This is a genomic window from Pseudomonas sp. GW823-FHT05G12 (genome assembly GCF_058795575.1).
The window spans coordinates 5,571,372-5,595,236 of record NZ_CM179501.1 but is presented as its reverse complement, the minus strand read 5'-3'; the positions used below and the strand labels follow the sequence as shown (position 1 = coordinate 5,595,236).

The following is a 23,865-nucleotide window of genomic DNA, read 5'->3' as shown; positions in this document are numbered from 1 at the left end:
CTCTCAGATTACTGCGGCGCGTCCGCCGGAAAGGGAATGATGCCAATCACCTGCTCCAGGCGCAGATCGCCGCGGTAGATCGCGATGCGCTCGTGTGCGTCTGCGGCCTGCTCGAGCATGGCCTTTCGGCCCCTTACGCCTGCATCCCAGAATTTGAGGTGGCCCTTGACGAAGTCATGCCCCCTCGCTTCGAGGCTGGGGTAGTGAAAATGCGCCTCCCACAGTACCCGCTGTGGCGCTTGCACATTGCGAATCTCGTAGACGTCGAGGTAATCATTGGCGTGACGTAGCTGCCGGCGAATCACGGTCTGCCTGATCCGAATCCGCTTCTGCTCAGCCAGGAAGCGAAGGGCCTTGCCGTCGGGATGGCGGGTGTTCAGATACGCGTCGGTGAGCAGCCGAAGCCTTTCGTGATGGACGCGGTCTACCGCTGCCCGAAGGAGATCGACCAGGCTGGAGTCCAGTGGATTGTTCAGCTCGGTCAGTTGTTGCTGCACTTCGCGCATGTCACCTGCCGGCCATTCCAGAAAGTCGGCCAGGCTGTTGGGCTCATCGGCATAGTGCGCGGCGAAGGCAATTTTCCCATCCACCTCTGCCAGCAGGCGGCTTGCGCGCTGGCGCAGCTGTGCCCGGTCGTACTGGGCCGGCCGCGCTTGCTCAGGTACGGCATGCCACACCCCGTCGCGTTGCGCGAAACTGCCGGCAGGCTCCTGGTTGAATGCACTGCGCTGGATGGCCCGATTGCCCATTTGGTCGATTTCCACCAGCAGCGGTCGACCTCGGTCAACACGGATGACCCGGCGCCTGATCGTTGCGGGGCGATGGTAGGGCGCTGGCGAGGGGGGACTGATGCCGCTGTCGAGGTTGGTCAGGGTCGCGCTCAGTTGCTGCTCCGTGATCTGGGTAATGCTGGACAGTTCGCGTATGTATTCGTCCAGCACGTCAGCGACCAGCGCAGGCGAGTCCAGTGTCCTCATGTATTGGGCGCGATCCAGCACGGTACGGTATTTCTGAAGGATATCCTCAAGCAGTTCGGCTTTGACCTGGGCCGTCTCTTCGGTGGCTGCCAGCCCGTCGTGGCTCCAAACCGTACGGCTGAATTCGATGCCGCTGAGCGGCGCGCGCATCGCAAGCAAATGCTCGGCCGTGTCCGCAGAGAGCCGGGTCTTGTCCACGGCGAGGTAGGCCAGGTCACTGAGCAGCTGGGCCCGAATGACCAGTGTCGAATACGTCCTGCGTCGAATGGTCTGGGCGAGTTTCGTGGCTTTATTGGGAAAATCGATCTTGGGGTCCTGCAGTGCTTGCGCGAGGGTCCGGTCCAGCCGCTGGCTGACGACAAGCAGGCGGCGGCTGGCCTGGCTAGAATTGCGTACCCGTTCGCGATAATCGAGGTATTGCTGTATCTGCTCGGCAGTCTCTGGAACGCGGGGCAGCCCGATGGACTGTGCGCTCAGTGCCTGGTGGTCGACCTGCTCCAGCAAGCGGCGGCACAACAGCATGTCGTTTTCGATGGCTGCACCGTACCAATTGCCGTATCGGCGTCGGTTCGGGGCTCGGGTGTCGAATTTGCTGAACCGTGGTTCGGCCATCTCCTTGAATACTTCGATATTCCCGTGCAGCAGCGTGCTCTGCCGTTCCAGGTACAGCGCGGATGCCCTGATTTCCGGTAAGTGGCGTAGGCGCTGGGCTTTGAGTGCCTGCACCTGAAGCTGCAAGGCTGGCGGCGGGGTAGCGCGCTCATGTGCAGGTAATGCATCGATAGCCAGGCTGTATTCCAGCGCGAGGTCGTCATAAGCCTGCAGTTGTACTTGGCTGCGCTCCATCAGTGGTGCCATCTGATTCAGCGCTTGTTGGTTAGCCGTGGCGGTTGCGCTCAACGTGTCGAACCGCTGGCGGTTTTCCGCGTTGATGGATTGCCTGTTCCTTGGCATGCCGCCAAAGAGGGTCAGATTCAAAGTCCATTGGCCATGCCAGCGCGTCAACCAGGGGCCTTTCTGGCGTTCACGACCCACGATATGGTAGCCGTCCGGGGCGCCATTCCATTGGGACACCCATTCGCTGCTGCTCGGCTCTGGGCCGATGATCTGCATGCCGTTCCAGGTCTCGATGACCTCATAGACGTCATCGCCCAGCTTGACGTAGTAACGGCCGGCGATATTGAACAACCCACGCAAACGGCCCTTTGTCAGTGGCGCGTGCCCTTCGAGTGGCTGCGAGGCTTGCAACTGGGCCATTGCCTGGCGTTCCTGTACCGACAGGTTGCTCAGGCGCTGCTCGTCATGCCAGCTTTCTACACGAACGCGCGTGGGCTGCGGCGCCTCGACGGGGGCCTGCCACGGTTTCTCCTGTGGCTGCTCGAGCGCTGGGGGCGGGGATTCTTCCTTCGGCGCAGGGCCTGAAAAACGCAACGTAGTGGCCGCTTCGCTGTTGGCAGGTGGCGTTGCGGGGCGATGCGCAAGGAGCAAGGCCAGGTTGGTGAGAAGGTCTATGGCGGCGACGATCTTATCGTCACCGCTGCGCTTGATCAGCGCCTCCACGTCTTCCTTGGCCGCCGACAGCGCCACGACCAGCCATAGCAGGGTGGTCATCGGGCCATGCCAAAGCTGGGTGACGGTATTGAAGATCGCCCAGGCAGCCTCCTTCACCAAAGCCCGCACTTCCTGGGCATTTGAGACGCTGTTGCTGGCTGAGGCCAATAACATGGTGTCGATGCGGGCGTTGAACAGGTGGATGTCCAGATCATCCGTCCAGGCCTGGAACGAGGCCTGAACCGGGCGTGTTAGGCGTTGCAAGAGACCGTCCAGCAGCTCGACCGGCACATTGAGCAGGTGCATCAGTTTGGTAATGTTCGGGTGCAGGTGCGGGTGCTTGAAGCCGTCGTTCTGGTAAATCGGACGCGCGGCATCGTCGAGCCAGGCCAATACGCTCTCTTGCAGTTCGCCCCTGCTGCGGATTGCGTCCATCAGCAATTCGAGGGTCGGAAATTCCTGCAACGTTCTGTCGGCATAGAAGGGGCGGTACAAGACCCAGCTGCCGCTTGCCGGTATTTCGATGATGAACATTCCGTGCACCACATCGCTTGCCGAAGCGCCAGGCGCGCAAAGGAACGCCAGGGGGGCGACGCGCAGAAGGTCCGCGCGATTGTCCATGCCCTGGCAGAAGCTGAGCATTGCCTGGCTTGCCGTTTCGCCAAGCTGTCGCTCGATCTTGGCCTTCAGGGTGCTGAACCGAAGGGCGTAACGCCACTCCCTGGCATGTTGCCTGATTCGTTCGGACCTGCGCGGTTCGGTTCTGACTTGATCTTGCAGGTAAGTGGGGTAGTGACCGCCGATATCGACCTGATGAATCAGCGCCCTGATCTGCTCGATGCTTAGCCAGTCCTTCACGGGCGAGCCATCCTCGAAACTGAGCCCGGTCATCACCTCGCCAGCCTCAAGGCGCAGGCGGGAGATCGCCAGGTCGGTCAGGGGCTCCGTGCGCAAGAACAGTGACTGCCCTTGTGTGCCGGCGCCGATGATGGCCTGGGAAATGCGGATGTGCACCTTGTTCGGGTCGTGTACCGCCTTGTCTGGGTAGCGGGTCTGCAGGGTCTCACGCAAGCGGCGAGCGGCGTAATCACGGATATCTTCGACATCGCCCAGCGATGTGCAGCCCTTCGACCGACCTTGGTTCGCCGCCAGATCGAGCAGTGCAGTGTGATAGGCGTAGCGGTCCTCAGCGCTGGCATTGAGCAGCCATCGCGGTGGGCTGACAGCGGGTGCAGTTCGTTCCTGCGAAGGCAGGTCGAAGAAGTAAGCTGACGGGTCGCTCACCTGGCGCAGTTGTCGCTCCAGCTCGTCGACGGTTGCCAGGCTACCAAGACGCAGGCGTCCGATGTCGTCAAGGATATCGTTCAGCAGCTGCCTGGCCTGGAAGGCGAAAGGGCGTCCGATCACCGGTGTGTGCGCCCAGGACAACGCTTCGAAGCGATAGCGTTGCGCTAGCTGCCGTTGCAGCGCGGTGGCAAAGCTGGGCAGGTCGACATGGCGACGAACCGAACCGCAGGGCTTGCATTGCAGAACCAGGTTGCGGTTGCCACTTGTGGTGATGAGCAATAGATCCGGTAGGGTAACGGTGTGTGCCCCGCCATCCGTTTCGAGCGTGACTTGTATCGCCTCGACAGCCAGGCTCTCGAATACCCCGTCGAGCAGTGCGTACATTGCAGCTTTTTCATCATCTGCCAGGCCTTGGCCAGGGAGGTTCTCGAGCAATGCGGCCTTGATGGTGTGTTCCAGCCAGAGCATGCGCGAGACTTGGCTGTCTTCGTCGAGCCCGTTCCAGAAGCCGATCTGGGCTTGCTGGAAGGCGGGTATCAACGCACCAAGCACTGTATCGAAGTCATCGTTGAGCTTCGTCAGGTCCGGGGTGATTTCGGGTTGGCGGAGGTTGTCCGGGCCTTGCTGCTGAATTTGAAACACATGGGGTGGGCTGATGCTCAGCTTGTCTGCGGCGCTTAGTTGCACAGGTTCCTTGGCCAGAAAATGCCTGAGAAGCTCGTCCGGCAGCCCGCTCTGACGTGGGAGATCACCTGTGCTGGCCGGTGCATGCAGGATGACGAAAGGATCGAGCGATGTGATGTGAGGGTGGTTGCGGTGCAACCATGGATACCGGTCGCTGAAAGTCTGGAATGCTTCTTTTGATAAAACGTCCCGCAGGCTGGGTCGTTTGGAGAAACAGGCTGCCACGCTTTGCTTGAACGTCAGCCTGGGTGGGTTTGCTACAGCAGTCATGGCGTCGATGTCCGTGAGGTGAAGCCTGCGACGCTAGCGCTATGGTCAACGGGGCTTGCGGTATATAGATGCGACAACGACGACCTTAGGGTGAGGTTTCTAATTTTCTTCCCTACCTTAATGCTCAAGCCCAGCCTCCATGGGCGGTTTTCCACCACTCATGAGCATGAGGTACACAGCATGGCCAAAGTGATTGTGAAGAAAAAAGACGAAGCCCTGGGCACGCTTGGCGAGGTGCGCGGCTATGCGCGCAAGATCTGGCTGGCCGGTATCGGCGCCTACGCCCGCGTCGGTCAGGAAGGCTCTGACTACTTCAAAGAGCTGGTCAGGGCGGGTGAAAGTGTCGAGACGCGCGGCAAGAAGCGCATCGACAAAGAGCTCGATGCCGCCAACCACCAGCTTGACGAAGTCGGTGAAGAAGTGAGCCGCGTACGCGGCAAGGTAGAAATTCAACTCGACAAGATCGAAAAAGCTTTCGACGCACGGGTCGGTCGCGCCTTGAATCGCCTGGGTATTCCGTCTAAACATGACGTTGAGGCGTTGTCGACCAAGCTTGAACAGTTGCATGAGCTGCTTGAGCGCGTCGCGCACAAACCATAAGGAGAGCAGGATGGCTGGCAAGAAGAACACCGAAAAAGAAGGCAGCTCCTGGGTCGGCGGGATCGAGAAATACTCCCGCAAGATCTGGCTGGCGGGGCTGGGTATCTATTCGAAGATCGACCAGGACGGCCCGAAGCTGTTCGACTCGCTGGTGAAGGATGGCGAGAAGGCCGAGAAGCAGGCGAAAAAGACGGCTGAAGATGTTGCCGAGACTGCCAAGTCTTCGACCACTTCGCGGGTGTCAGGCGTGAAGGACCGTGCGCTGGGCAAGTGGAGCGAACTTGAAGAAGCCTTCGACAAGCGCCTTAACAGCGCCATCTCGCGCCTTGGCGTGCCGAGCCGCAACGAGATCAAGGCACTGCACCAGCAGGTGGACAGCCTGACCAAGCAGATCGAGAAGCTGACCGGTGCTTCGGTTACGCCGATTTCGTCGCGCGCTGCAGCAACCAAGCCGGCTGCAAGCAAGGCTGCGGCCAAGCCACTGGCCAAGGCAGCAGCCAAGCCTGCGGCGAAAACGGCGGCGGCCAAACCTGCTGGCAAAACCGCAGCGGCCAAACCCGCAGCCAAAACCGCAGCGGAAAAACCTGCAGCTAAGCCAGCAGCCAAGCCTGCAGCGGCCAAACCTGCGGCAGCCAAGAAACCTGCGGTGAAGAAAGCTCCAGCCAAACCGGCAGCGGCCAAACCAGCAGCACCAGCTGCCAGCGCTGCGCCTGCAGCGACCACAGCACCGGCAACTGCCGCCACCCCGGCCAGCAGCACGCCATCGGCACCGACTGGCACCGGTACCCTGATCTGATACTGCGTCGCTTTCTTCGCGGGCTCGCCCGCTCCCACAGGTACAGCGCAGATCCGAACATCAGCGCAGACCCTGTGGGAGCGGGCATGCCCGCGAAGGCCCCACCACGGATCTGCTCGGCCTACCCCTCCAGGTACTTCACTGCCAGCTGCTCCGCCGCCGCCCGGGCCTGGGCCTGCAGATGCGGCGCCACCAGCATCATCACCTGATACACCACGATCCCCACATCCCCCTCGCGCCCCAGCACACGCTGGTAATCCAGCGAGAACATCAGCGTCAGTGTGATCTGCTCAACCAGTTGCCCCAGCGCCTGGGTATCACTCTCTACCAGCCCCTGGCTCTTGAGGCTGGCCAACAGCGCCGCCAGCGTGCGTTTGATTGCATTGATCAGGCTGCGCATGCCTCGGGCGAGTTTGGGCAGGCGCCCGGTCAGGTTGGACAGGTCCTGGAACAGGAAGCGGTACTGAGCCATGCGCTCGACGATCAAGTGCAGAAACAGCCAGTAATCCTCTGCGTCCAGCCGCACCTCCAGCGGTGGGTCCAGCAACGGCATCAACGCTTCTTCAAAACGCTCGAACAAGCCCAGTACCAAGGGCTCCTTGCCATGGAAGTGGTAGTACAGGTTGCCTGGGCTGATGCCGAGTTCGTTGGCAATTTCCAGAGTGGATACGTTGGGTTCGCCCTGCTGGTTGAACAACTGCAGGGCGCATTCAAGGATACGGTCGCGGGTTTTCATCCAGTCAGCAGCTCATCGGGTCAGCACGTAGGTGCCTGGCGCGGGGCCCAGCGGTGGATAAGTGGCGTTGCCCAGTTCAGTGCGCGGCGCCTTGAGCAGGCCGGAGCGGGCGGTGATCCACTCCAGCCACAATGGCCACCAGCTGCCTTCGCTGCGCTTGGCGTCGTGGAACCAGGCGCGTGGGTCGCTGCTCAGCTTGGGGTTGGCCAGGTAGTAGGCCTTCGGGTTGCCTGGCGGGTTGATGATGCTCTGGATATGCCCGCTGTTGGCCAGCACGAAGCGCCGCTCGCCACCCAGCAGCAAGGCCGAGCGGTACACCGCGTCCCATGGTGTGATGTGGTCGTTGCTGCCGGCCACGGTAAAGCTGTCGATATTGACCTGCTGCAGGTCGATCGGCGTCCCGCACACCTCCAGCCCGGACGCATAGGTCAACGGGTTGAGCTTGAAAAACTCCAGCAGGTCGCCATGCAGCGCGGCGGGCAGGCGCGTGCTGTCGGCATTCCAGTACAGGATGTCGAACGCCGGCGGTGTCTTGCCGAGCAGGTAGTTGTTGACCCAGTAGTTCCAGATCAGGTCGTTGGGCCGCATCCAGGCGAAGATCCGCGCCACTTCGCCACCGTCCAGCACGCCACGCTGATAGGAGCGTCGCTTGGCCGCTTCGATGGTCTGCTCATCGGCGAACAGGCTGGCCGGGCTTTCGAACTTGCTGTCCAGCAAGCTGACCAGATACGTGGCACTGCGCACCCGGCGCAATTGCTTCTTGGCTTGCAGATGGCCTTGCAGTGCGGCCATGGTCAGGCCGCCGGCACAGGCACCCATCAGGTTGGGGTCGCGGTTGCCGCTGATACTGCGGCAGGCATTGAGCGCTTCCTCCAGGGCTTGCACATAGCTGGAAAGGCCCCATTCACGGTGGCGTGGGTCGGGGTTGCGCCAGCTGACCATGAACACCTGCAAGCCGCTTTTGAGCATGTACTGGACGAAGCTGTTGGTAGTACTGAGGTCGAAGATGTAGAACTTGTTGATCTGAGGCGGCACGACCAGCAGTGGGCGTGCGTGCTGCTTTTCGCTCATCGGCGAGTACTGGATCAGCTCCAGCAGCTCGTTGCGAAATACGACTGCGCCAGGGGTTGCGGCCAGGTTGACTCCCACTTCGAAGGCGCGCTCGTCCACCTGGCGCGGCAGCCCATCGTTGTGACGCAGGTCGTCGAGCAGGTGGGCCACGCCGCGCACCAGGCTCTGGCCGCCGGTGTTGAACAGCTCTTTGACCGCCAGCGGATTGAGCAGTGAGTTGCTGGGCGCCAGCGCATCGTTGATCAGGTTGAACAGGAAGTGGGCGCGGGCTCGATCATCGTCGTTCAAATGGCTTTCATCGATCCACTGGCGTGTCTGCTTCTGCCAGGCCAGATAGGCCTGCAGGCCGCGGCGGTAGAACGGGTTCTGGCTCCAGGTCGGGTCACTGAAGCGTGCGTCACGCGGGTTCGGCTGGTAGGGCGTGTCCCCCAGCATCACCCGCCCCAACTGCCCGCCAAGCGCCAGCAGATGATGCGCGGTATGCAGCGGGTGGCGCAGGCCGTGACGGCCGACGTTACGCAGCGTGGAAAGCAGGTCGCGGCCGCGAAGGCCGAGGATCGCGTTCTGCACGTTCATGCCGGTGGCGGGGAGCGTTCTCGATCCTTTGGCCGGTTTGTCTGTCATGGCAACACTCCCTCGTCTGATCCATTTCCCTGTCAGGCCGCAGCTGTTTCACCCCCCCGAGGCCGGACGGGGATGCATGACCGCACGCTGACGTTCTTCCTGCAGGAACTTCATGATGATCGGGGCGACGGCTTCGGCACGGGTGATCAGGAACAGATGTCCGTCGTCGATAATGTGTAGCTGGGCATTGGGAATCCGCCAGGCCAGCAGGCGCATGTTGATCAGCGGGATCAACGGGTCGTCGTCGCCGGCCAGTACCAGGGTGGGCTGCCGGATCTTGTGCAGCCAGTGGATGCTGGTCCAGCCCAGCCCGGCGAACAGCTGCCAGTAGTAGCCCAGCTTGCCGCCGGAGCGCACCTTGGCGGCATGGTGCATGGCCAGGTCGGGGTCACGTCGGAAGCCGCCGCCATAGATCATCGGCGCAATGCGGATGACATGCGATGGCTGCACGTAACGCCGGGGGCTGGCCATCATCCACAGCACCTTGGGCTTGCCTGGCACCATTACCGCACCGGCAGCGGTGGCGGCCAGCACCAGCTTCTTGCAGCGCTCGGGGTAATCGTGAGCAAACTGCTGGGCCAGGGCGCCGCCCCAGGACACGCCGATGACGTTGACCTGGCCGTAGTCGAGGTAGTCGAGCATCCGCGCGGTCAGCTTGGCCAACCCAGGGAAGCGGTACGGGTTGCGTGGCGTAGACGAGCCGCCGACCCCGGGCACATCGAAGGCGATGACTTCCAGGTCCGGGTCAAGTGCATCGATGAACGGGAACACCAGCTCGAGGTTGGCGCCGATGCCGTTGAAGATCAGCAACGGCGTCAGGTGCGGCTTGCCGGGGCGAACAGCGGTGCGGATGGACTGGTTGTCCAGCTCGACGGTCCTGAAAATATAGGGTTGCGGCATGCACGTGACTCTTGGGTGAAGTAAACACCGTGGCGCCGTGCAGGCCGCCACGGCGCTGTAACTCAACGCTCGTGAACGTAGGTGCCTGGGGAGGCTTCGCCGGCGGCATAGGTACGGTTGCCCAGGCGGGTCGGTGCCTTTTTCAGCGCGCCGGCACGCTCGCCCAGCCAACTCTGCCAGTGCAACCACCAGGAGTCTGCATGCTTGATGGCATTTTCCTGCCAGGCCACCGGGTCACCCGGGCGATCGGCACCGGTCATGAAACGTGCCTTCGGGTTACCCGGCGGGTTGAGGATGCTCTGGATATGCCCGCTGTTGGACAGTACGAATTCGATCTTGCCGCCGAACAGATGTGCCGAGCGGTAGCATGACGGCCATGGGGTGATGTGGTCGTTGGTGCCGGCGAGGCTGTAGATGTCGCATTTGACCTGTTTCAGGTCGATCGCGGTGCCGCACACTTCCAGGGCGTCGGGGCGGGTCAGCGGGTTGCTCTTGAACATTTCGATCAGGTCGCCGTGGAAGGCGGCCGGCAGGCGTGTGGTGTCGTTGTTCCAGAACAGGATGTCGAACACGGGGGGCTCATTGCCGAGCAGGTAGTTGTTTACCCAGTAGTTCCAGATCAGGTCGTTGGGGCGCATCCAGGCGAACACCTTGGCCATTTCGCTGCCTTCCAGCACGCCCGCCTGATAGGAGTGGCGCTTGGCGGCCTCCAAGGTCTGCTCGTCGACAAACAATGCAACCTGGTTGTCCATGGTGGTGTCCAGCACGCTGACCAGCAGGGTCAGGGCGTTGACCTTGTTCTCGCCAATGGCGGCATAGTGGCCCACCAGTGCGGTACAGGTGATGCCACCGGAGCAGGCGCCGAGCATGTTCAGGTCCTTGCTGCCGGTAATCGACAGCACCGCGTCGACGGCTTCTTTCAGCGCATCGATGTAGGTGGACAGGCCCCATTCGCGCTGGGCCTTGGTCGGGTTGCGCCAGCTGATGATGAAGGTCTGCTGCTGCGAGCGCAGGCAGAAGCGCGCCAGGCTCTTTTCCGGGCTGAGGTCGAACACGTAGAACTTGTTGATCTGCGGTGGCACCACCAGCAGCGGACGGGCATGCACCTGCTCGGTGATGGGGCTGTACTGGATCAGTTCCAGCACATCGTTGCGGTACACCACCGCGCCTTCGCTGGTGCCCAGGTTCTTGCCCACTTCGAAGGCATCCATGTTCACCTGGCTGGGCATGCCGCCGTTGTTGACCATGTCCTTGGCCAGGTTGGACAGGCCATCGAGCAGGCTCTTGCCGCCGGTTTCGAAGAAGCGTTTGACCGCAGCCGGGTTGGACAGGGTATTGGTCGGCGCCATGGCCTCGGTCATCAGGTTGATGACGAACTGGCCGCGGCTGATGTCCTGGGGGGACAGGTCGCTGCTGCTCACCCAGTCCTGCAGCTCCTTGCGCCAGGCCAGGTAGGTTTGCAGGTAGCGGCGGTACAGCGGGTTGTTGCTCCAGGCCGGGTCATTGAAGCGACGGTCGTCGCTGTCCGGGGCCAGGCTGGATTTGCCCAGCAACACGTTCTTCAGCTCCAGGCCAAAGTGAGCCACATGCTTGGCGCTGTGCAGCGGTTGGCGCACGGCCTGGCGCAGCACGGTGCGTGCCGAGCTAAACAGGTCCTTGCGGCGGATGCCGATGACCGGGTTCAGCCCCAGGGTGTTTTCCGAGGCCTGCCGCTGCAGCTCATCGTTGTTCTTGTTACTCATCTACGACGCTCCGTTGTCCTGAGACGAGTACCGGTTGCTGTGGCGGGTGCACAGCCCTGAGCCCGGTACTGCTACTCGGGTGACCAGTGATAAGGAACAGCGGTGCTGCGTGGGTTCTGCCGACCTGCAAAGTCATGCAGGGAACTTGCCACACCCATTGGTTACCCGACTTTCGTGTAATGCGCAAGACAGCCCTTCACTGGGCTGTCTGCAAGTCATTCAAACAGATGAATTTAGAAAATGCGCTCTAAACCCCGCAGGCCTTGCGCTAGAGCATGAGCTTGACCACAGATTCGGCTGGGTCGCGGGATTTGCCGGCCTTGTGCAACTCGTCGAGGTATTCCGCCCACAGTTGTTCCTGGCGCAGGCACAGTTGCTCAAGGTATTCCCAAGTGAACAAGCCGCTGTCATGGCCGTCGTCGAAGGTCAGTTTCAGTGCATATTGGCCGGCAGGTTCCAAGCCACTGAGGCCGACGTTGATCTTGCCGAACTGCAGGATGGGGTTGCCGTGGCCCTGGACCTCGGCGGAGGGAGAGTGCACGCGCAGGAATTCGGCGGGCAGGTGGTAGACCTCGCCGGGCGCGTAGGTGAGGCTGAGGGTCTTGGAGGCTTTGTGCAGGTTGATGGCGGTAGGCAGGCGGGCCATGGGCAGAATCTCTCGGGAGCTGATGAAGCACAGCTTCCAGCTTATGGGGGAGGGATTCAAGGGCCTCTTCGCGGGCAAGCCCGCCCCCGTACGGATCACCACAGGCCCAAGGGTTGTGGTGGCGCGTGCAGGAGCGGGCTTGCCCGCGAAACTGTCGAAACCGGTCTTACAGAATGTAACGCGACAGGTCTTCGTTCTGTGCCAGCTCACCCAGGTGGCTGTTCACATACGCCGCGTCGATCTGGATCGGCGCTTCGTCATGGGTGCTGGCCAGGTCGCCCGCACTGAACGACACTTCTTCGAGCAAACGCTCGAGCAGGGTGTGCAGGCGGCGGGCACCGATGTTTTCGGTCTTCTCGTTGACCTGGTAGGCAATCTCGGCCAGGCGCTTGATGCCGTCGGCGAGGAACTCGATGTTCAGGCCTTCGGTCTTCAGCAATGCCTGGTACTGCTCGGTCAGCGACGCGTGCGGCTCCTGCAGGATGCGCTCGAAGTCTTCCGGGGTCAGTGCCTTCAGCTCGACACGAATCGGCAGACGGCCTTGCAGCTCGGGCACCAGGTCGCTCGGCTTGCTCAGGTGGAATGCACCCGAGGCAATGAACAGAATGTGGTCGGTCTTGACCATGCCCAGCTTGGTGTTGACGGTGCAGCCTTCGATCAGCGGCAGCAGGTCGCGCTGTACGCCTTCACGGGACACGTCGGCGCCGCCAACGTTGCCACGCTTGGCAACCTTGTCGATTTCGTCGATGAACACGATACCGTGCTGTTCGACTGCTTCCAGGGCCTTGGCCTTGAGCTCTTCCTCGTTGACCAGGCGGCTCGCTTCTTCATCGCGAACCATCTTCAGCGCTTCTTTCACCTTCAGCTTGCGCGCTTTGCGCTTGCCCTTGCCCATGTTGGCAAACAGGCTCTGCAGCTGGTTGGTCATTTCTTCCATGCCAGGCGGCGCAGCAATTTCGACACCGACGGCATCGGCCACTTCGATCTCGATTTCCTTGTCGTCCAGCTGGCCTTCGCGCAGGCGCTTGCGGAACAGCTGGCGGGTGTTGGAGTCGCTGCTGGTCTGTGCGGCTTCTTCGCTGAAGCTGGTGACGCGTGCCTGGGGCAGCAGGGCGTCGAGGATGCGGTCTTCGGCGGCGTCTTCGGCGCGGTGGCGCACGCGGATGATTTCCTGCTCGCGCAGCATCTTCAGCGCGGCATCGGCCAGGTCACGGATGATCGACTCGACGTCGCGGCCCACGTAGCCCACTTCGGTGAACTTGGTGGCCTCGACCTTGAGGAACGGCGCGTTGGCCAGTTTGGCCAGCCGGCGGGCGATTTCGGTCTTGCCGACGCCGGTAGGGCCGATCATCAGGATGTTCTTGGGGGTGACTTCGGCACGCAGCTCGGCAGGGAGCTGCATGCGCCGCCAGCGGTTGCGCAGGGCAATGGCCACGGCGCGCTTGGCGTCGTCCTGGCCGATGATGTGGCGGTTGAGTTCGTGGACGATCTCGCGGGGGGTCATGGACATGATCAATACGGTCCTTGGGCAGGTGAGTCAGCGTGGAAAAGCCCCTTCACCGGGAAGGGGCGCCAGAACAGCTGAATCAGTCGGCCAGGTCCTGCTCCTCGATGGTCAGGTTGTGGTTGGTGAACACGCAGATGTCGCCGGCGATGTTCAGGGCGGTCTCGGCGATTTCGCGGGCCGAGAGGTCGGTCTTGTTCAGCAGGGCACGGGCTGCGGCCTGGGCATAGGCGCCGCCGGACCCCATGGCGATCAGGCCATCTTCGGGTTCGACCACGTCACCGTTGCCGGTGATGATCAGGGATGCATCCTTGTTGGCCACGGCCAGCATGGCTTCCAGGCGGCTCAGGGAGCGGTCGGTACGCCATTCCTTGGCCAGCTCGACGGCGGCGCGTACCAGGTGACCCTGGTGTTTTTCCAGCTGACCTTCAAAGCGCTCGAACAGGGTGAAGGCGTCGGCAGTGGCGCCGGCGAAGCCCGCGATGACCTGGCCGTGGTACAGGCGGCGCACCTTCTTGGCGTTGCCTTTCATCACGGTGTTGCCGAGGGATACCTGGCCGTCGCCGCCCATGACGACTTTGCCGTTACGGCGGACAGAAACGATTGTGGTCAAGGGGAGAGTCTCCACGCAGCGGGGCGAAAGTGCCTGATGCAGACTCATATGGGGGTGGGGGGAAGGATTTCAACCGGGGGGGATGAATGGTCGCGCTTGGCGGGGGGACTATGTGAAGGCATTCGCGGGCACGCCCGCTCCCACAGGGTTACCACATGCCTTGGAATTGTGGTGATCCTGTGGGAGCGGGCGCGCCCGCGAAGCATGTTACTCAGGCCTCGTGGCAGATGTGCCCATCGACCAAGGTATAACGCACCGCGCCCGGCAGGCAGTGGCCGATGAACGGGCAGTTCTCGCCACGGGAGAACCATTGTTCGCCAGCAACGGTGGACGCTTGCGGGTCGAACAGCACCAGGTCGGCCGCGCCACCCACTTTCAGCTCACCGGCCGGCAGGCGCAGGGCGGCAGCCGGGCCGCTGCTCAGGCGGGCCAGCAAGGTCGGCAGGTCGAGCAGGCCGTCCTGCACCAGGGTCATGGCCAGTGGCAGCAGCAACTCGACGCTGCTGATACCCGGCTCGGTGGCGCCGAACGGGGCCAGCTTGGCGTCGCGCTCGTGCGGCTGGTGATGGCTGGAGATGGCCTGGATCACCCCCGACTTCACCGCCTCGCGCAACCCGTCACGGTCGGCAGCGGTGCGCAGCGGCGGCTGCACGTGGTACAGGCTGGAGAACTCGCGCAGCGACTCGTCCGTGAGGATCAGCTGGTACAGCGCTACATCGGCGGTTACCGGCAGGCCCAAGGCCTGGGCCTGGGCGATCAGCCGCGCGCCACGGGCGCTGGTGATCTGGCTGAAGTGCGCACGCACGCCGCTCTGTTCCACCAGCAGCAGGTTGCGCGCCAGGGCCACGGTTTCGGCGCTCTCCGGGATGCCCGGCAGGCCGAGGAAGCTGGCCATGGCACCTTCGTGGGCCAGGCCGCCCTGGGCCAGATCGCGGTCCTGGGAGTGGAACACCACCGTCAGGTCGAAGGTGGCGGCATACTCCAGGGCGCGGGCTAGGGTACGGTTGTTGGGGATTTCCTTCAGGCCGTTGCCAAACGCTACGCAACCGGTGTCACGCAGGGCCACCAGTTCGGCCAGTTGCTCGCCCTCCAGGCCCTTGGTCAGGGCGCCGACCGGGTAGACCTTGCTGTTGGCGGCTTCGCGGGCGCGGTCAAGGATAAGTTCGGCTACCGCCGAGGTGTCCAGCACCGGCTTGGTCTGTGGCGGGCAGCACAGGCTGGTGACACCGCCGGCAACGGCAGCGCGGGTTTCACTGGCGATGTTGCCTTTGCGGCTGTAACCCGGCTCGCGCAGGGACACGCCCAGGTCAACCAGACCGGGCGCAGCGACCAGGCCATCAGCCTGGATCGTGCGGCTGGCGCTGAAACCGGCCGGTGCGGCGCCGATGGCGACAATGCGGCCGCCGTCCAGGTGCAGGTCGGTGACCTGGTCCAGGCCGCTGTTGGGGTCGATGACCCGGGCGCCGAGAATACTGATGGTCACTGGGCGTTCTCCTGGTCCAATTGACGTTGCGCGTTCTGCCCGCTCATGGCCATGGACAGCACGGCCATGCGCACGGCGATACCGTAGGTGACCTGGTTGAGGATCACCGAGTGCTTGCCATCGGCAACCGCCGACTCGATTTCCACGCCACGGTTGATCGGGCCCGGGTGCATGACGATGGCGTCAGGCTTGGCCCCGGCCAGGCGCGCGGTCGTCAGGCCGAACAGGCGGTAGAACTCACCTTCGCTGGGCAGCAGGCCACCGGCCATGCGCTCACGCTGCAGGCGCAGCATGATCACCACGTCGACGTCCTTCAGGCCTTCGGCGAGGTCGGTGTAGACCTTTACGCCGTACTGCTCGATACCGATCGGGATCAGGGTTTTCGGCCCGATCACGCGGATGTCCGGGCAACCCAGCGCTTTGAGCGCGAGCATGTCGGAACGGGCCACACGCGAGTGCAGGATGTCGCCGACGATCGCCACGGACAGGTTTTCGAAGCTGCCTTTGTGACGGCGGATGGTGAGCATGTCGAGCATGCCCTGGGTCGGGTGCGCGTGGCGGCCGTCACCGCCATTGATCACGGCCACTTCCGGGCACACGTGCTCGGCGATGAAGTGCGCGGCGCCGGAGTCGGAGTGGCGTACGACGAACATGTCGGCGGCCATGGCTTCGAGGTTGCGCAGGGTGTCGAACAGGGTTTCGCCCTTGCTGGTCGAGGAGGTCGACACGTTCAGGCTGATCACGTCGGCCGACAGGCGCTGGGCTGCCAGTTCGAAGGTGGTACGGGTACGGGTCGAGTTCTCGAAGAACACGTTGCACACAGTCTTGCCGCGCAGCAACGGGACTTTTTTCACAGCCCGGGCACCGACTTCCAGGAAGGAGTCGGCGGTGTCGAGGATCTCGGTGAGCAGTTCGCGGGGCAAACCGTCAAGCGAGAGGAAGTGGCGCAGCTGGCCCTGATCATTGAGCTGCAGCGGGCGCTTGGCGTCGATTGGCGTCATCGCGGGGGACTCTTAAAGGGCGGAAGCGGAGGCGAGGTCCTGGCGCTCGAGGGCGAGCGGTGCGGGTCCGGTCAATTTTACCCGTTCATGGGCGGCCAGCGACAGGGTAGCGCCGAGCACGTTCGGGCGAATCGGCAGTTCGCCGGCATCCAGGTCCAGCAGGCAGACCAGGGTGACGCTGGCCGGGCGGCCGTAATCGAACAGTTCGTTGAGCGCAGCGCGGATGGTACGACCGCTCATCAGCACGTCATCCACCAGCACCAGGTGCTGGCCTTCGACCTCGAACGGCAACTCGGACGGGCGCACTTGTGGGTGCAGGCCGTTCTGGCTGAAGTCGTCGCGGTAGAACGACACGTCCAGGGTGCCCATTGGGCTGGTGTCGCCCATGGCATCCTGCAGGGCCTGGGCAACCCAGACGCCGCCGGTGCGGATACCGATGTAACGGGGCTCGGTGATTGCCCGGCGCGCCAGGTGGGCACGAAGGTCGACAGCCATCTGCCGGATCAGCTCGGCGGGATTGGGTAGGCTCATTGCGGGCTCCTCGGAAGGGTGCGCCGGGTGGGCCCGGCGGCAAAGATGATCAGGTATTGGCCTCCAGCCAGCCTTGCAGCAACAAGGCGGCGGCAATGGCATCGACCGGGTTGTCGCGGTAGCTGCCACGCTGGCCGCCACGGGCCATGCGCTCGCCTTTGGCCTCGAAGGTGGTCAGGCGCTCGTCGTGCGTGTGCACGGGCAGGTTGAAGCGGCCGTTCAGGCGGCGGGCGAACTTTTCGGCGCGGGCGCTCATTTCGCTGGGTGTGCCGTCCATGTTCAGCGGCAGGCCTACGACAATGGCATCTGGCTTCCATTCGGCAATCAGCTTTTCCACCTGGGCCCAGTCCGGTACGCCGTTCTGCGCCTTCAGGGTGCACAGTTCGCGGGCCTGGCCGGTAATCACCTGGCCGACGGCCACGCCGATCTGTTTGCTGCCATAGTCGAAGCCCAGCAGCAGGCGTAGATCAGCCATCAGGCGTGGCCCGCCTGGCTGGTCAGCAGGTGCAGGTTGATCCCCAGGCTGGCGGCCGCAGCCTCAAGGCGCAGGTCGCTGGCCATGCCGAAGACGATTTCCGGGTCGAACGGGCAGTTCAGCCAGGCGTTGTCGGCCAGTTCCGCTTCCAGTTGGCCCGCTTCCCAACCGGCATAGCCCAAGGTGATCAGGCTCTGTTTCGGGCCCACACCGGCGGCGATAGCCAGCAATATGTCCTGTGACGTGGTCAGCGACAGCCCTTCCAGCGCCACGCTGGCCTGGAAACTGCACTCGCTGCTGTGCAGCACGAAGCCGCGGTCGGTTTGTACCGGGCCACCCTGGTAGATCGGCACCTGCAAGGTGCTGGCCGGCGGCGTTTCGTCCGGGCGCAGTTGCTCGAGGATGTCGGCCAGGCTCAGTTCCTGTGGTCGGTTGACCACCAGGCCCATGGCGCCATGCTCATTGTGCTCGACGATATACGTGAGGGTCTGGGCGAAGTTCGGATCGGCCATGTGCGGCATGGCGATCAGGAACTGGTGCTTGAGGTAGCTGGGTGCGAGGGTTTTCATGGGGGATAGTGTGGCGCCAGGTGGCGAGACTGACAAGGTGGGCTTTGTGTCGCTTGTGCCGGCCCCTTCGCGGGCATGCCCGCTCCCGCCGATACTCCACAGGCTTCAGCGCCGGTGAGCAACCTGTGGGAGCGGGCGTGCCCACAAAAAGAGGCCGGCACAGGCAGAAAATCAGTTACTGGACAAACGGTCCCCACGGGCAAAGCGCCAGGTGCGGATGATCTCCAGCCGGTCGAACTCGGCCAGATCCCCGGTAAACGGTGCAAACGGCGCGGCCAGCCGCACGATGCGTTGCGCCGCCTGGTCCAGCACGGGCTGCCCGGATGATTCCAGTACCAGCACCTCGTACAGCGAGCCATCGCGGTTGATCGACACCATCATGCGCAAGTTGCCGTAGATCTGCTGTCGGCGTGCTTCGTCGGGGTAGTTGAGGTTACCCACGCGCTCGACCTTCTTGCGCCACTCTTCCTTGTACCAGGCGCCCTTGTCGCGCATGGTCGACGCGGCGTTCAGGCGATGGATGCGCGGGCGCTTGGCGTACATCTGCTGCTCGTTGGACAGCTCCGCTTCCAGGCTGGCGATCTGGCTGGACAGCTGCGAGCTGTCGAAGTCCGGTGCCGGTGCGGCTGGCTTGGGCTGCGCCTTGCTTTCCTTGGGTTTGGGCTCGACCTTGTGCGGCTTGGGCGCCGTCGTCACCACTGCCGACTTTTTCGGGGGAGGGGGTGGGACCACCTCGGGCCTGGCCGCAGGCGGTGGGGTGATCTTGTTGATCTTGCTGTCCTGGAACGGCGCCAGCTCGGTGGTCTTGGGCACCGCTTTCTTGTCCAGGGTGCCGCTGCCTTGCTGGTTGTCCTGGGCCTGGAAGTCAGCCTTCTCGGGCGGTTTCTCGCTCTTGAAGGTGGCCAGGGTGATGTCCATGGTGTGGCGGATTTCGGCAGGCTTGACCACGGTGAAGCCGACGCCAAGGATCAGCGCCAGGTGCACCAGCGCAGCCAGGAACAGGGTGAAGCCAAGCCGGTCCGCAGGGCGAACACGGGGAGGCAGCAGGTCGGCAGGGACGTCAGCGGGGTGCGTCATCAGGTATCCAGCAACCGCAGGGCGGGGCAGCAGCTCAGTCGAATAGGACCGGCATCATACCCCACTCTACGGCTTTACTTCGCGTTGGCTGTCAGCGTGCCTTTAGCTTGCGATCAATGGCATCCATCAGCTTGCCACCGATATCGGTGTTGTAGGCGGCATCGATTTCGCGGATACAGGTGGGGCTGGTGACGTTGATTTCGGTGAGGTAGTCGCCGATCACGTCCAGGCCAACGAACAGCAGGCCCTTCTCGCGCAGCGTCGGGCCGACCTGGGCGGCGATCCAGCGGTCGCGCTCGGTCAGTGGGCGGGCTTCGCCACGCCCGCCCGCGGCCAGGTTGCCACGGGTTTCGCCGCTGGCCGGAATGCGTGCCAGGCAATAGTCCACTGGCTCGCCATCGATCATCAGGATGCGCTTGTCGCCGTCCTTGATTGCCGGCAGGTAGGCCTGCGCCATGATCTGCTGGGTGCCCAGTGCGGTCAGGGTTTCCAGGATCACCGACAGGTTGGGGTCGCCAGCCCGGTGACGGAAGATCGACGTACCGCCCATGCCATCCAGTGGCTTGAGGATCACGTCGGCATGCTTGGCGGTGAATTCGCGAATGATGTCCGGGCGGCGGCTGACCAGGGTCGGGGTGGTGCATTGCGGGAACAGCGTGGCAAACATCTTCTCGTTGCAGTCGCGCAGGCTTTGCGGGCGGTTTACCACCAGTACGCCGTCGTTCTCGGCTTGTTCCAGCAGGTAAGTGCTATAGACGAACTCCATGTCGAAGGGCGGGTCCTTGCGCATCAGGATCACGTCCAGCTCGGCCAGCGGGCTGTCCTGCTCCTCGCCCAGTTCGAACCAGCGTGCAGGGTCGGCAAACACCTTCAGCGGGCGCATGCGGGCGCGGGCCTTGCCTTCGCCCTGATACAGGTCTTGCTGTTCCATGTAGAACAGGCTCCAGCCGCGTGCCTGGGCGGCCAGCAGCATGGCCAGCGAGCTGTCCTTCTTGTAGGAGATGGACGCGATGGGGTCCATCACAATGCCGAGGCGAACGCTCATGGTGGGTCCTCTTGGCGGCAGGTGGCCGCGGTGGATCGAAAGAAAAGTGGCTCAGGGTGGCGCCGCGAACGCCGACGGTCAAGGGGCGCGGCAGATGGAATGGCCACCCGGAGTATGCTAAAAATGCAGCTGCAAGCCTTGAGCTACAAGCCTCAAGAAAAGAGCATCCATGCGCCGAGCTGCTTTCTTGCAGCTTGCCGCTTGCAACTTGCGGCTTCAATCCTACTGGTAGGCGTCTATGGAACAACCCCTGAAGGTGATGGTGATCGACGATTCCCGCACGATCCGCCGCACCGCGCAGATGTTGCTCGGTGAAGCGGGCTGCGAGGTGATCACCGCCAGCGATGGCTTCGATGCCCTGGCCAAGATCGTCGACCATCAGCCCAGCATCATTTTCGTCGATGTGCTGATGCCACGCCTGGACGGCTACCAGACCTGCGCGGTAATCAAGCACAACAGTGCCTTCAAGGACACCCCGGTTATCCTGCTGTCGTCCCGCGATGGCCTGTTCGACAAGGCCCGCGGGCGGGTGGTCGGTTCCGATCAGTTCCTGACCAAACCGTTCAGCAAGGAAGAACTGCTCGACGCGATCCGCGCCCATGTGCCCGGGTTTGCCGCACCTCAACAACACGCACCCTGACCGAGCCCCGCCATGGCGCGGTCCTACTTTCCTGATGGGGAAACAGCATGGCCCGAGTTCTGATTGTCGACGACTCGCCGACAGAGATGTACAGATTGACCGAATGGCTGGAAAAGCACGGCTACCAGGTGCTCAAGGCCAGCAACGGTGCCGACGGCGTGGCCCTGGCCCGGCAGGACAAGCCCGACGCGGTGCTGATGGACATCGTCATGCCTGGCATGAACGGCTTCCAGGCCACCCGCCAGCTCAGCAAGGACCCGGACACCAGCGCTATTCCAGTGATCGTGGTAACCACCAAGGACCAGGAAACCGACCGTATCTGGGCCACGCGCCAGGGTGCCCGTGACTTCCTGACCAAACCGGTGGAAGAGGAGGCGCTGATCGCCAAGCTCAAAGAAGTGCTGGGGGCTTGACCACCCGCCCGCAAGGCGCGTCGCTGACCGCCTTTGAGTTGTTGCTGGACATCGACCGGCGCTGTCGCCTGCTGGTTGCCGACCAGCCGCCGCAGGACAACCGCGTGCAGCAGTGGAGCGGCATTGGCTTTCGCATTGCCGGGCAGTGGTTCGTCGCGCCCATGGGCGAAGTGGCCGAGGTGCTGCGCGAACCGCGCAGTAGCCGCGTCCCCGGCGTGCAGCCGTGGGTGTGCGGGGTGGCCAACCTGCGTGGCCGGCTGTTGCCGGTGATGGACCTGAGCTGCTTCTTTGGCCTGGGCCACGCCGCACCGGGCAAGCAGCGGCGAGTGCTGGTGCTGGACCACGACGACCTGTTCGTCGGTTTGCTGGTCGACGAGGTGCTGGGCCTTCAGCACTTTGCCCTCGACAGCCTGCAGCTGTCGCCGCCGCAGCCGCTGATCCCTGCCGCTGCACGCTTTGTGCAGGGGTATTTTCCGCGTGAACGTAACTGGGCGATCTTCAGCCCCTTTGCCCTGGCCCAGGCGCCGGGCTTTCTCGATGTGGCGTTATAGGACCTGCGAACGTGAACAAGCCTGCCACCCCCGTCACTGCCACCACCGTGAGCCCACGTACCCGCAGCATCGCGCAGATCACCGTGCTGTTCCTGATCCTGATCCTTTCGATCATCTTGCTGTTCGCCAACTTTGCTTACCTGAATACCCAATCCAACTACGACAAGCAGTACATCGGCCATGCCGGCGAGCTGCGCGTGCTGTCGCAGCGTATCGCCAAGAACGCCACCGAGGCGGCCACCGGCAAGGCCCTGGCCTTCAAGCTGCTGTCGGATGCGCGCAATGATTTCGAACGGCGCTGGGGTTACCTGCGCCAGGGTGACAAGTCCACTGGCCTGCCGCCTGCGCCACCTGCGGTGCGTGACGAGATGGAATCGGTACGCCGCGACTGGGAAAACCTGCGCAAGAACACCGACATCATCCTGGCCAGCGAGCAGACCGTGCTGTCGCTGCACCAGGTGGCAGCGACCCTGGCCGAGACCGTGCCGCAGCTGCAGGTGGAATACGAAAAAGTGGTCGAGATCCTGCTGCAGAGCGGTGCCCCGGCCAATCAGGTTGCGGTGGCCCAGCGCCAGCTGTTGCTGGCCGAACGCATCCTTGGTTCGGTCAACACCGTGCTGGCCGGTGACGACAGCGCCGCCCAGGCGGCCGATGCCTTCGGCCGCGACGCCGGGCGCTTTGGCCAGGTGCTGGAGGGCATGCTCGATGGCAATGCGACAATCCAGATAACCCGCGTCGAGGACGCCGATGCGCGTGCGCGGCTGGCCGAAATTGCCGAGTTGTTCCAGTTCGTTGCCGGTTCGGTGGATGAAATCCTCGAAACCTCGCCCGAACTGTTCCGTGTGCGGGAGGCTGCGGGCAACATCTTCAGCCTTTCGCAAACCCTGCTCGACGAAGCGTCGCACCTGGCGAACGGTTTCGAGAACCTGGCTGGCGGGCGCACCCTCGACACCGTTGGCGGCTATGCCCTGGGGCTGCTGGCGCTGGCCTCGATCATCCTCATCGGCCTGGTCATGGTGCGCACCACCAACCGCCAACTGCGCGAGACCGCAGAAAAGAACGAACGCAACCAGCAGGCCATCATGCGCCTGCTCGACGAAATCGAAGAGCTGGCAGATGGCGACCTGACGGTAACCGTATCGGTGACTGAAGACTTTACCGGCGCCATTGCCGACTCGATCAACTATTCCGTGGACCAGTTGCGCGACCTGGTCGCCACCATCAACCACAGTGCAATGCAGGTCGCTGCCGCCGTGCAGGACACGCAGAACACTGCGCGGCAACTGGCCAAGGCCTCCGAGCACCAGGCTGCACAGATCAGCGAGGCGTCCGAGGCGGTGGGTGACATGGTCGAGTCGATCGACCGGGTTTCGGCGCATGCCTACGAATCGGCCAAGGTGGCCGAGCGTTCGGTGGCCATTGCCAACAAGGGCAACGAGGTGGTGCACAACACCATCAACGGCATGGACAACATTCGCGAGCAGATCCAGGACACCGCCAAGCGGATCAAGCGCCTGGGCGAGTCCTCCCAGGAAATCGGCGACATCGTAAGCCTGATCGACGACATTGCCGACCAGACCAACATCCTTGCCCTGAACGCCGCCATCCAGGCCTCGCTGGCCGGTGAGGCCGGGCGCGGGTTTGCCGTGGTTGCCGACGAGGTGCAGCGCCTGGCCGAACGCTCATCGTCTGCCACCCGCCAGATCGAGGCGCTGGTGCGTACCATCCAGGCCGATACCAACGAAGCGGTGATCTCCATGGAGCAGACCACCGCCGAAGTGGTGCGTGGCGCACGCCTGGCCCAGGATGCCGGGGTGGCGCTGGCCGAGATCGAAGGGGTATCGCAGAACCTCGCCGACCTTATCCACAGCATCTCCGACGCTGCCCAGTTGCAGACCTCGTCGGCCGGGCAGATCTCCCACACCATGGCGGTGATCCAGCAGATTACCGCGCAGACCTCCGCCGGCTCCGGTGCCACCGCCGACAGCATCCGCCACTTGGCCCGCATGGCCAGCGAGATGCGCCGTTCGGTGTCCGGTTTCACCCTGCCACCACCGACCGAGCCGCGTTGAGGAATAG

The 23,865-nt window shown here is 63.2% G+C and carries 21 protein-coding genes; 6 read left to right on the top strand and 15 right to left on the bottom strand.

Annotated features, from left to right (window positions below):
- Window positions 1-8 precede the first annotated feature (8 nt).
- Window positions 9-4,769: a hypothetical protein gene (locus AC3RCM_RS25465; protein WP_492629250.1), complete on the bottom strand. Its 4,761-nt coding sequence runs from the start codon at window positions 4,767-4,769 to the stop codon at window positions 9-11.
- Window positions 4,770-4,949: 180 nt separating this feature from the next.
- On the opposite strand from AC3RCM_RS25465, the gene AC3RCM_RS25460 reads away from it, so the two are divergent.
- On the top strand, window positions 4,950-5,369 hold the full coding sequence (locus tag AC3RCM_RS25460; RefSeq protein WP_492629249.1) for a phasin family protein: 420 nt from the start codon (window positions 4,950-4,952) through the stop codon (window positions 5,367-5,369).
- Window positions 5,370-5,379: 10 nt separating this feature from the next.
- Window positions 5,380-6,165, top strand: coding sequence for a phasin family protein (locus tag AC3RCM_RS25455; protein WP_010955570.1), 786 nt, complete (start codon window positions 5,380-5,382; stop codon window positions 6,163-6,165).
- 121 nt (window positions 6,166-6,286) lie between these two features.
- Here the strand turns inward: AC3RCM_RS25455 and AC3RCM_RS25450 are convergent, their stop codons facing one another.
- The 14 genes from AC3RCM_RS25450 to gshB form a co-directional block, all read right to left on the bottom strand.
- Window positions 6,287-6,901, bottom strand: coding sequence for a TetR/AcrR family transcriptional regulator (locus tag AC3RCM_RS25450; protein ID WP_010955569.1), 615 nt, complete (start codon window positions 6,899-6,901; stop codon window positions 6,287-6,289).
- Window positions 6,902-6,913: 12 nt separating this feature from the next.
- The gene (gene phaC, locus AC3RCM_RS25445; protein ID WP_336094369.1) at window positions 6,914-8,596 is read right to left on the bottom strand and encodes a class II poly(R)-hydroxyalkanoic acid synthase; all 1,683 of its coding nucleotides are present in this window, start codon (window positions 8,594-8,596) and stop codon (window positions 6,914-6,916) included.
- Between the two features lie 48 nt (window positions 8,597-8,644).
- Window positions 8,645-9,496: a poly(3-hydroxyalkanoate) depolymerase gene (gene phaZ, locus AC3RCM_RS25440; RefSeq protein WP_010955567.1), complete on the bottom strand. Its 852-nt coding sequence runs from the start codon at window positions 9,494-9,496 to the stop codon at window positions 8,645-8,647.
- A 62-nt stretch (window positions 9,497-9,558) separates the two neighbouring features.
- Window positions 9,559-11,238 carry a class II poly(R)-hydroxyalkanoic acid synthase gene (gene phaC, locus AC3RCM_RS25435; protein ID WP_020191647.1) on the bottom strand — a complete coding sequence of 560 codons (1,680 nt, stop codon included), beginning with the start codon at window positions 11,236-11,238 and terminating at the stop codon, window positions 9,559-9,561.
- A gap of 268 nt (window positions 11,239-11,506) precedes the next feature.
- Window positions 11,507-11,884: a gamma-butyrobetaine hydroxylase family protein gene (locus tag AC3RCM_RS25430; RefSeq protein WP_003249306.1), complete on the bottom strand. Its 378-nt coding sequence runs from the start codon at window positions 11,882-11,884 to the stop codon at window positions 11,507-11,509.
- A gap of 166 nt (window positions 11,885-12,050) precedes the next feature.
- Complete coding sequence (gene hslU, locus AC3RCM_RS25425; RefSeq protein ID WP_003249308.1) at window positions 12,051-13,394, bottom strand: ATP-dependent protease ATPase subunit HslU; 1,344 nt, start codon at window positions 13,392-13,394, stop codon at window positions 12,051-12,053.
- 76 nt (window positions 13,395-13,470) lie between these two features.
- Window positions 13,471-14,001 carry an ATP-dependent protease subunit HslV gene (hslV, locus tag AC3RCM_RS25420; protein ID WP_003249309.1) on the bottom strand — a complete coding sequence of 177 codons (531 nt, stop codon included), beginning with the start codon at window positions 13,999-14,001 and terminating at the stop codon, window positions 13,471-13,473.
- 211 nt (window positions 14,002-14,212) lie between these two features.
- A complete protein-coding gene (locus AC3RCM_RS25415) occupies window positions 14,213-15,484 on the bottom strand; it encodes a dihydroorotase (RefSeq protein WP_010955564.1) in 1,272 nt (423 codons plus the stop codon).
- Complete coding sequence (locus AC3RCM_RS25410; RefSeq protein ID WP_003249311.1) at window positions 15,481-16,485, bottom strand: aspartate carbamoyltransferase catalytic subunit; 1,005 nt, start codon at window positions 16,483-16,485, stop codon at window positions 15,481-15,483. The genes AC3RCM_RS25415 and AC3RCM_RS25410 overlap by 4 nt, the downstream gene beginning before the upstream one ends.
- A 12-nt stretch (window positions 16,486-16,497) precedes the next feature.
- The gene (gene pyrR, locus AC3RCM_RS25405) at window positions 16,498-17,016 is read right to left on the bottom strand and encodes a bifunctional pyr operon transcriptional regulator/uracil phosphoribosyltransferase PyrR (RefSeq protein WP_020191541.1); all 519 of its coding nucleotides are present in this window, start codon (window positions 17,014-17,016) and stop codon (window positions 16,498-16,500) included.
- 49 nt (window positions 17,017-17,065) lie between these two features.
- Window positions 17,066-17,491 (bottom strand): Holliday junction resolvase RuvX, encoded by a 426-nt coding sequence (gene ruvX / locus AC3RCM_RS25400; RefSeq protein ID WP_010955563.1) that lies wholly within the window; start codon window positions 17,489-17,491, stop codon window positions 17,066-17,068.
- Window positions 17,491-18,060, bottom strand: a complete 570-nt coding sequence (locus AC3RCM_RS25395) for a YqgE/AlgH family protein (RefSeq protein WP_003249318.1) — start codon at window positions 18,058-18,060, stop codon at window positions 17,491-17,493. The genes ruvX and AC3RCM_RS25395 overlap by 1 nt, the downstream gene beginning before the upstream one ends.
- 171 nt (window positions 18,061-18,231) lie before the next feature.
- Window positions 18,232-19,137, bottom strand: coding sequence for an energy transducer TonB (locus tag AC3RCM_RS25390; protein ID WP_014592660.1), 906 nt, complete (start codon window positions 19,135-19,137; stop codon window positions 18,232-18,234).
- A gap of 91 nt (window positions 19,138-19,228) precedes the next feature.
- Complete coding sequence (gshB, locus tag AC3RCM_RS25385) at window positions 19,229-20,182, bottom strand: glutathione synthase (protein ID WP_010955561.1); 954 nt, start codon at window positions 20,180-20,182, stop codon at window positions 19,229-19,231.
- A gap of 238 nt (window positions 20,183-20,420) precedes the next feature.
- Here gshB and AC3RCM_RS25380 point away from each other — a divergent pair, with 238 nt between their 5' ends.
- Genes AC3RCM_RS25380 through AC3RCM_RS25365 form a run of 4 tightly spaced genes read left to right on the top strand, consistent with a single transcriptional unit; the run spans window position 20,421 to window position 23,858 of the window.
- The gene (locus AC3RCM_RS25380; RefSeq protein ID WP_010955560.1) at window positions 20,421-20,822 is read left to right on the top strand and encodes a response regulator; all 402 of its coding nucleotides are present in this window, start codon (window positions 20,421-20,423) and stop codon (window positions 20,820-20,822) included.
- A gap of 47 nt (window positions 20,823-20,869) precedes the next feature.
- On the top strand, window positions 20,870-21,235 hold the full coding sequence (pilH, locus tag AC3RCM_RS25375; protein WP_003249327.1) for a twitching motility response regulator PilH: 366 nt from the start codon (window positions 20,870-20,872) through the stop codon (window positions 21,233-21,235).
- Complete coding sequence (locus tag AC3RCM_RS25370; RefSeq protein ID WP_010955559.1) at window positions 21,232-21,786, top strand: chemotaxis protein CheW; 555 nt, start codon at window positions 21,232-21,234, stop codon at window positions 21,784-21,786. The genes pilH and AC3RCM_RS25370 overlap by 4 nt, the downstream gene beginning before the upstream one ends.
- Window positions 21,787-21,833: 47 nt before the next feature.
- Window positions 21,834-23,858: a methyl-accepting chemotaxis protein gene (locus tag AC3RCM_RS25365; RefSeq protein WP_237715384.1), complete on the top strand. Its 2,025-nt coding sequence runs from the start codon at window positions 21,834-21,836 to the stop codon at window positions 23,856-23,858.
- Window positions 23,859-23,865: the final 7 nt, after the last annotated feature.

What these genes read in the sequence shown, in the direction of transcription:
- AC3RCM_RS25465 (WP_492629250.1), bottom strand. Translation starts at nt 4,769, where the DNA reads ATGACTGCTGTAGCAAACCCACCCAGGCTGACGTTCAAGCAAAGCGTG.
- AC3RCM_RS25460 (WP_492629249.1), top strand. Translation starts at nt 4,950, where the DNA reads ATGGCCAAAGTGATTGTGAAGAAAAAAGACGAAGCCCTGGGCACGCTT.
- AC3RCM_RS25455 (WP_010955570.1), top strand. Translation starts at nt 5,380, where the DNA reads ATGGCTGGCAAGAAGAACACCGAAAAAGAAGGCAGCTCCTGGGTCGGC.
- AC3RCM_RS25450 (WP_010955569.1), bottom strand. Translation starts at nt 6,901, where the DNA reads ATGAAAACCCGCGACCGTATCCTTGAATGCGCCCTGCAGTTGTTCAAC.
- phaC (WP_336094369.1), bottom strand. Translation starts at nt 8,596, where the DNA reads ATGACAGACAAACCGGCCAAAGGATCGAGAACGCTCCCCGCCACCGGC.
- phaZ (WP_010955567.1), bottom strand. Translation starts at nt 9,496, where the DNA reads ATGCCGCAACCCTATATTTTCAGGACCGTCGAGCTGGACAACCAGTCC.
- phaC (WP_020191647.1), bottom strand. Translation starts at nt 11,238, where the DNA reads ATGAGTAACAAGAACAACGATGAGCTGCAGCGGCAGGCCTCGGAAAAC.
- AC3RCM_RS25430 (WP_003249306.1), bottom strand. Translation starts at nt 11,884, where the DNA reads ATGGCCCGCCTGCCTACCGCCATCAACCTGCACAAAGCCTCCAAGACC.
- hslU (WP_003249308.1), bottom strand. Translation starts at nt 13,394, where the DNA reads ATGTCCATGACCCCCCGCGAGATCGTCCACGAACTCAACCGCCACATC.
- AC3RCM_RS25410 (WP_003249311.1), bottom strand. Translation starts at nt 16,485, where the DNA reads ATGACGCCAATCGACGCCAAGCGCCCGCTGCAGCTCAATGATCAGGGC.
- pyrR (WP_020191541.1), bottom strand. Translation starts at nt 17,016, where the DNA reads ATGAGCCTACCCAATCCCGCCGAGCTGATCCGGCAGATGGCTGTCGAC.
- ruvX (WP_010955563.1), bottom strand. Translation starts at nt 17,491, where the DNA reads ATGGCTGATCTACGCCTGCTGCTGGGCTTCGACTATGGCAGCAAACAG.
- AC3RCM_RS25395 (WP_003249318.1), bottom strand. Translation starts at nt 18,060, where the DNA reads ATGAAAACCCTCGCACCCAGCTACCTCAAGCACCAGTTCCTGATCGCC.
- AC3RCM_RS25390 (WP_014592660.1), bottom strand. Translation starts at nt 19,137, where the DNA reads ATGACGCACCCCGCTGACGTCCCTGCCGACCTGCTGCCTCCCCGTGTT.
- gshB (WP_010955561.1), bottom strand. Translation starts at nt 20,182, where the DNA reads ATGAGCGTTCGCCTCGGCATTGTGATGGACCCCATCGCGTCCATCTCC.
- AC3RCM_RS25380 (WP_010955560.1), top strand. Translation starts at nt 20,421, where the DNA reads ATGGAACAACCCCTGAAGGTGATGGTGATCGACGATTCCCGCACGATC.
- pilH (WP_003249327.1), top strand. Translation starts at nt 20,870, where the DNA reads ATGGCCCGAGTTCTGATTGTCGACGACTCGCCGACAGAGATGTACAGA.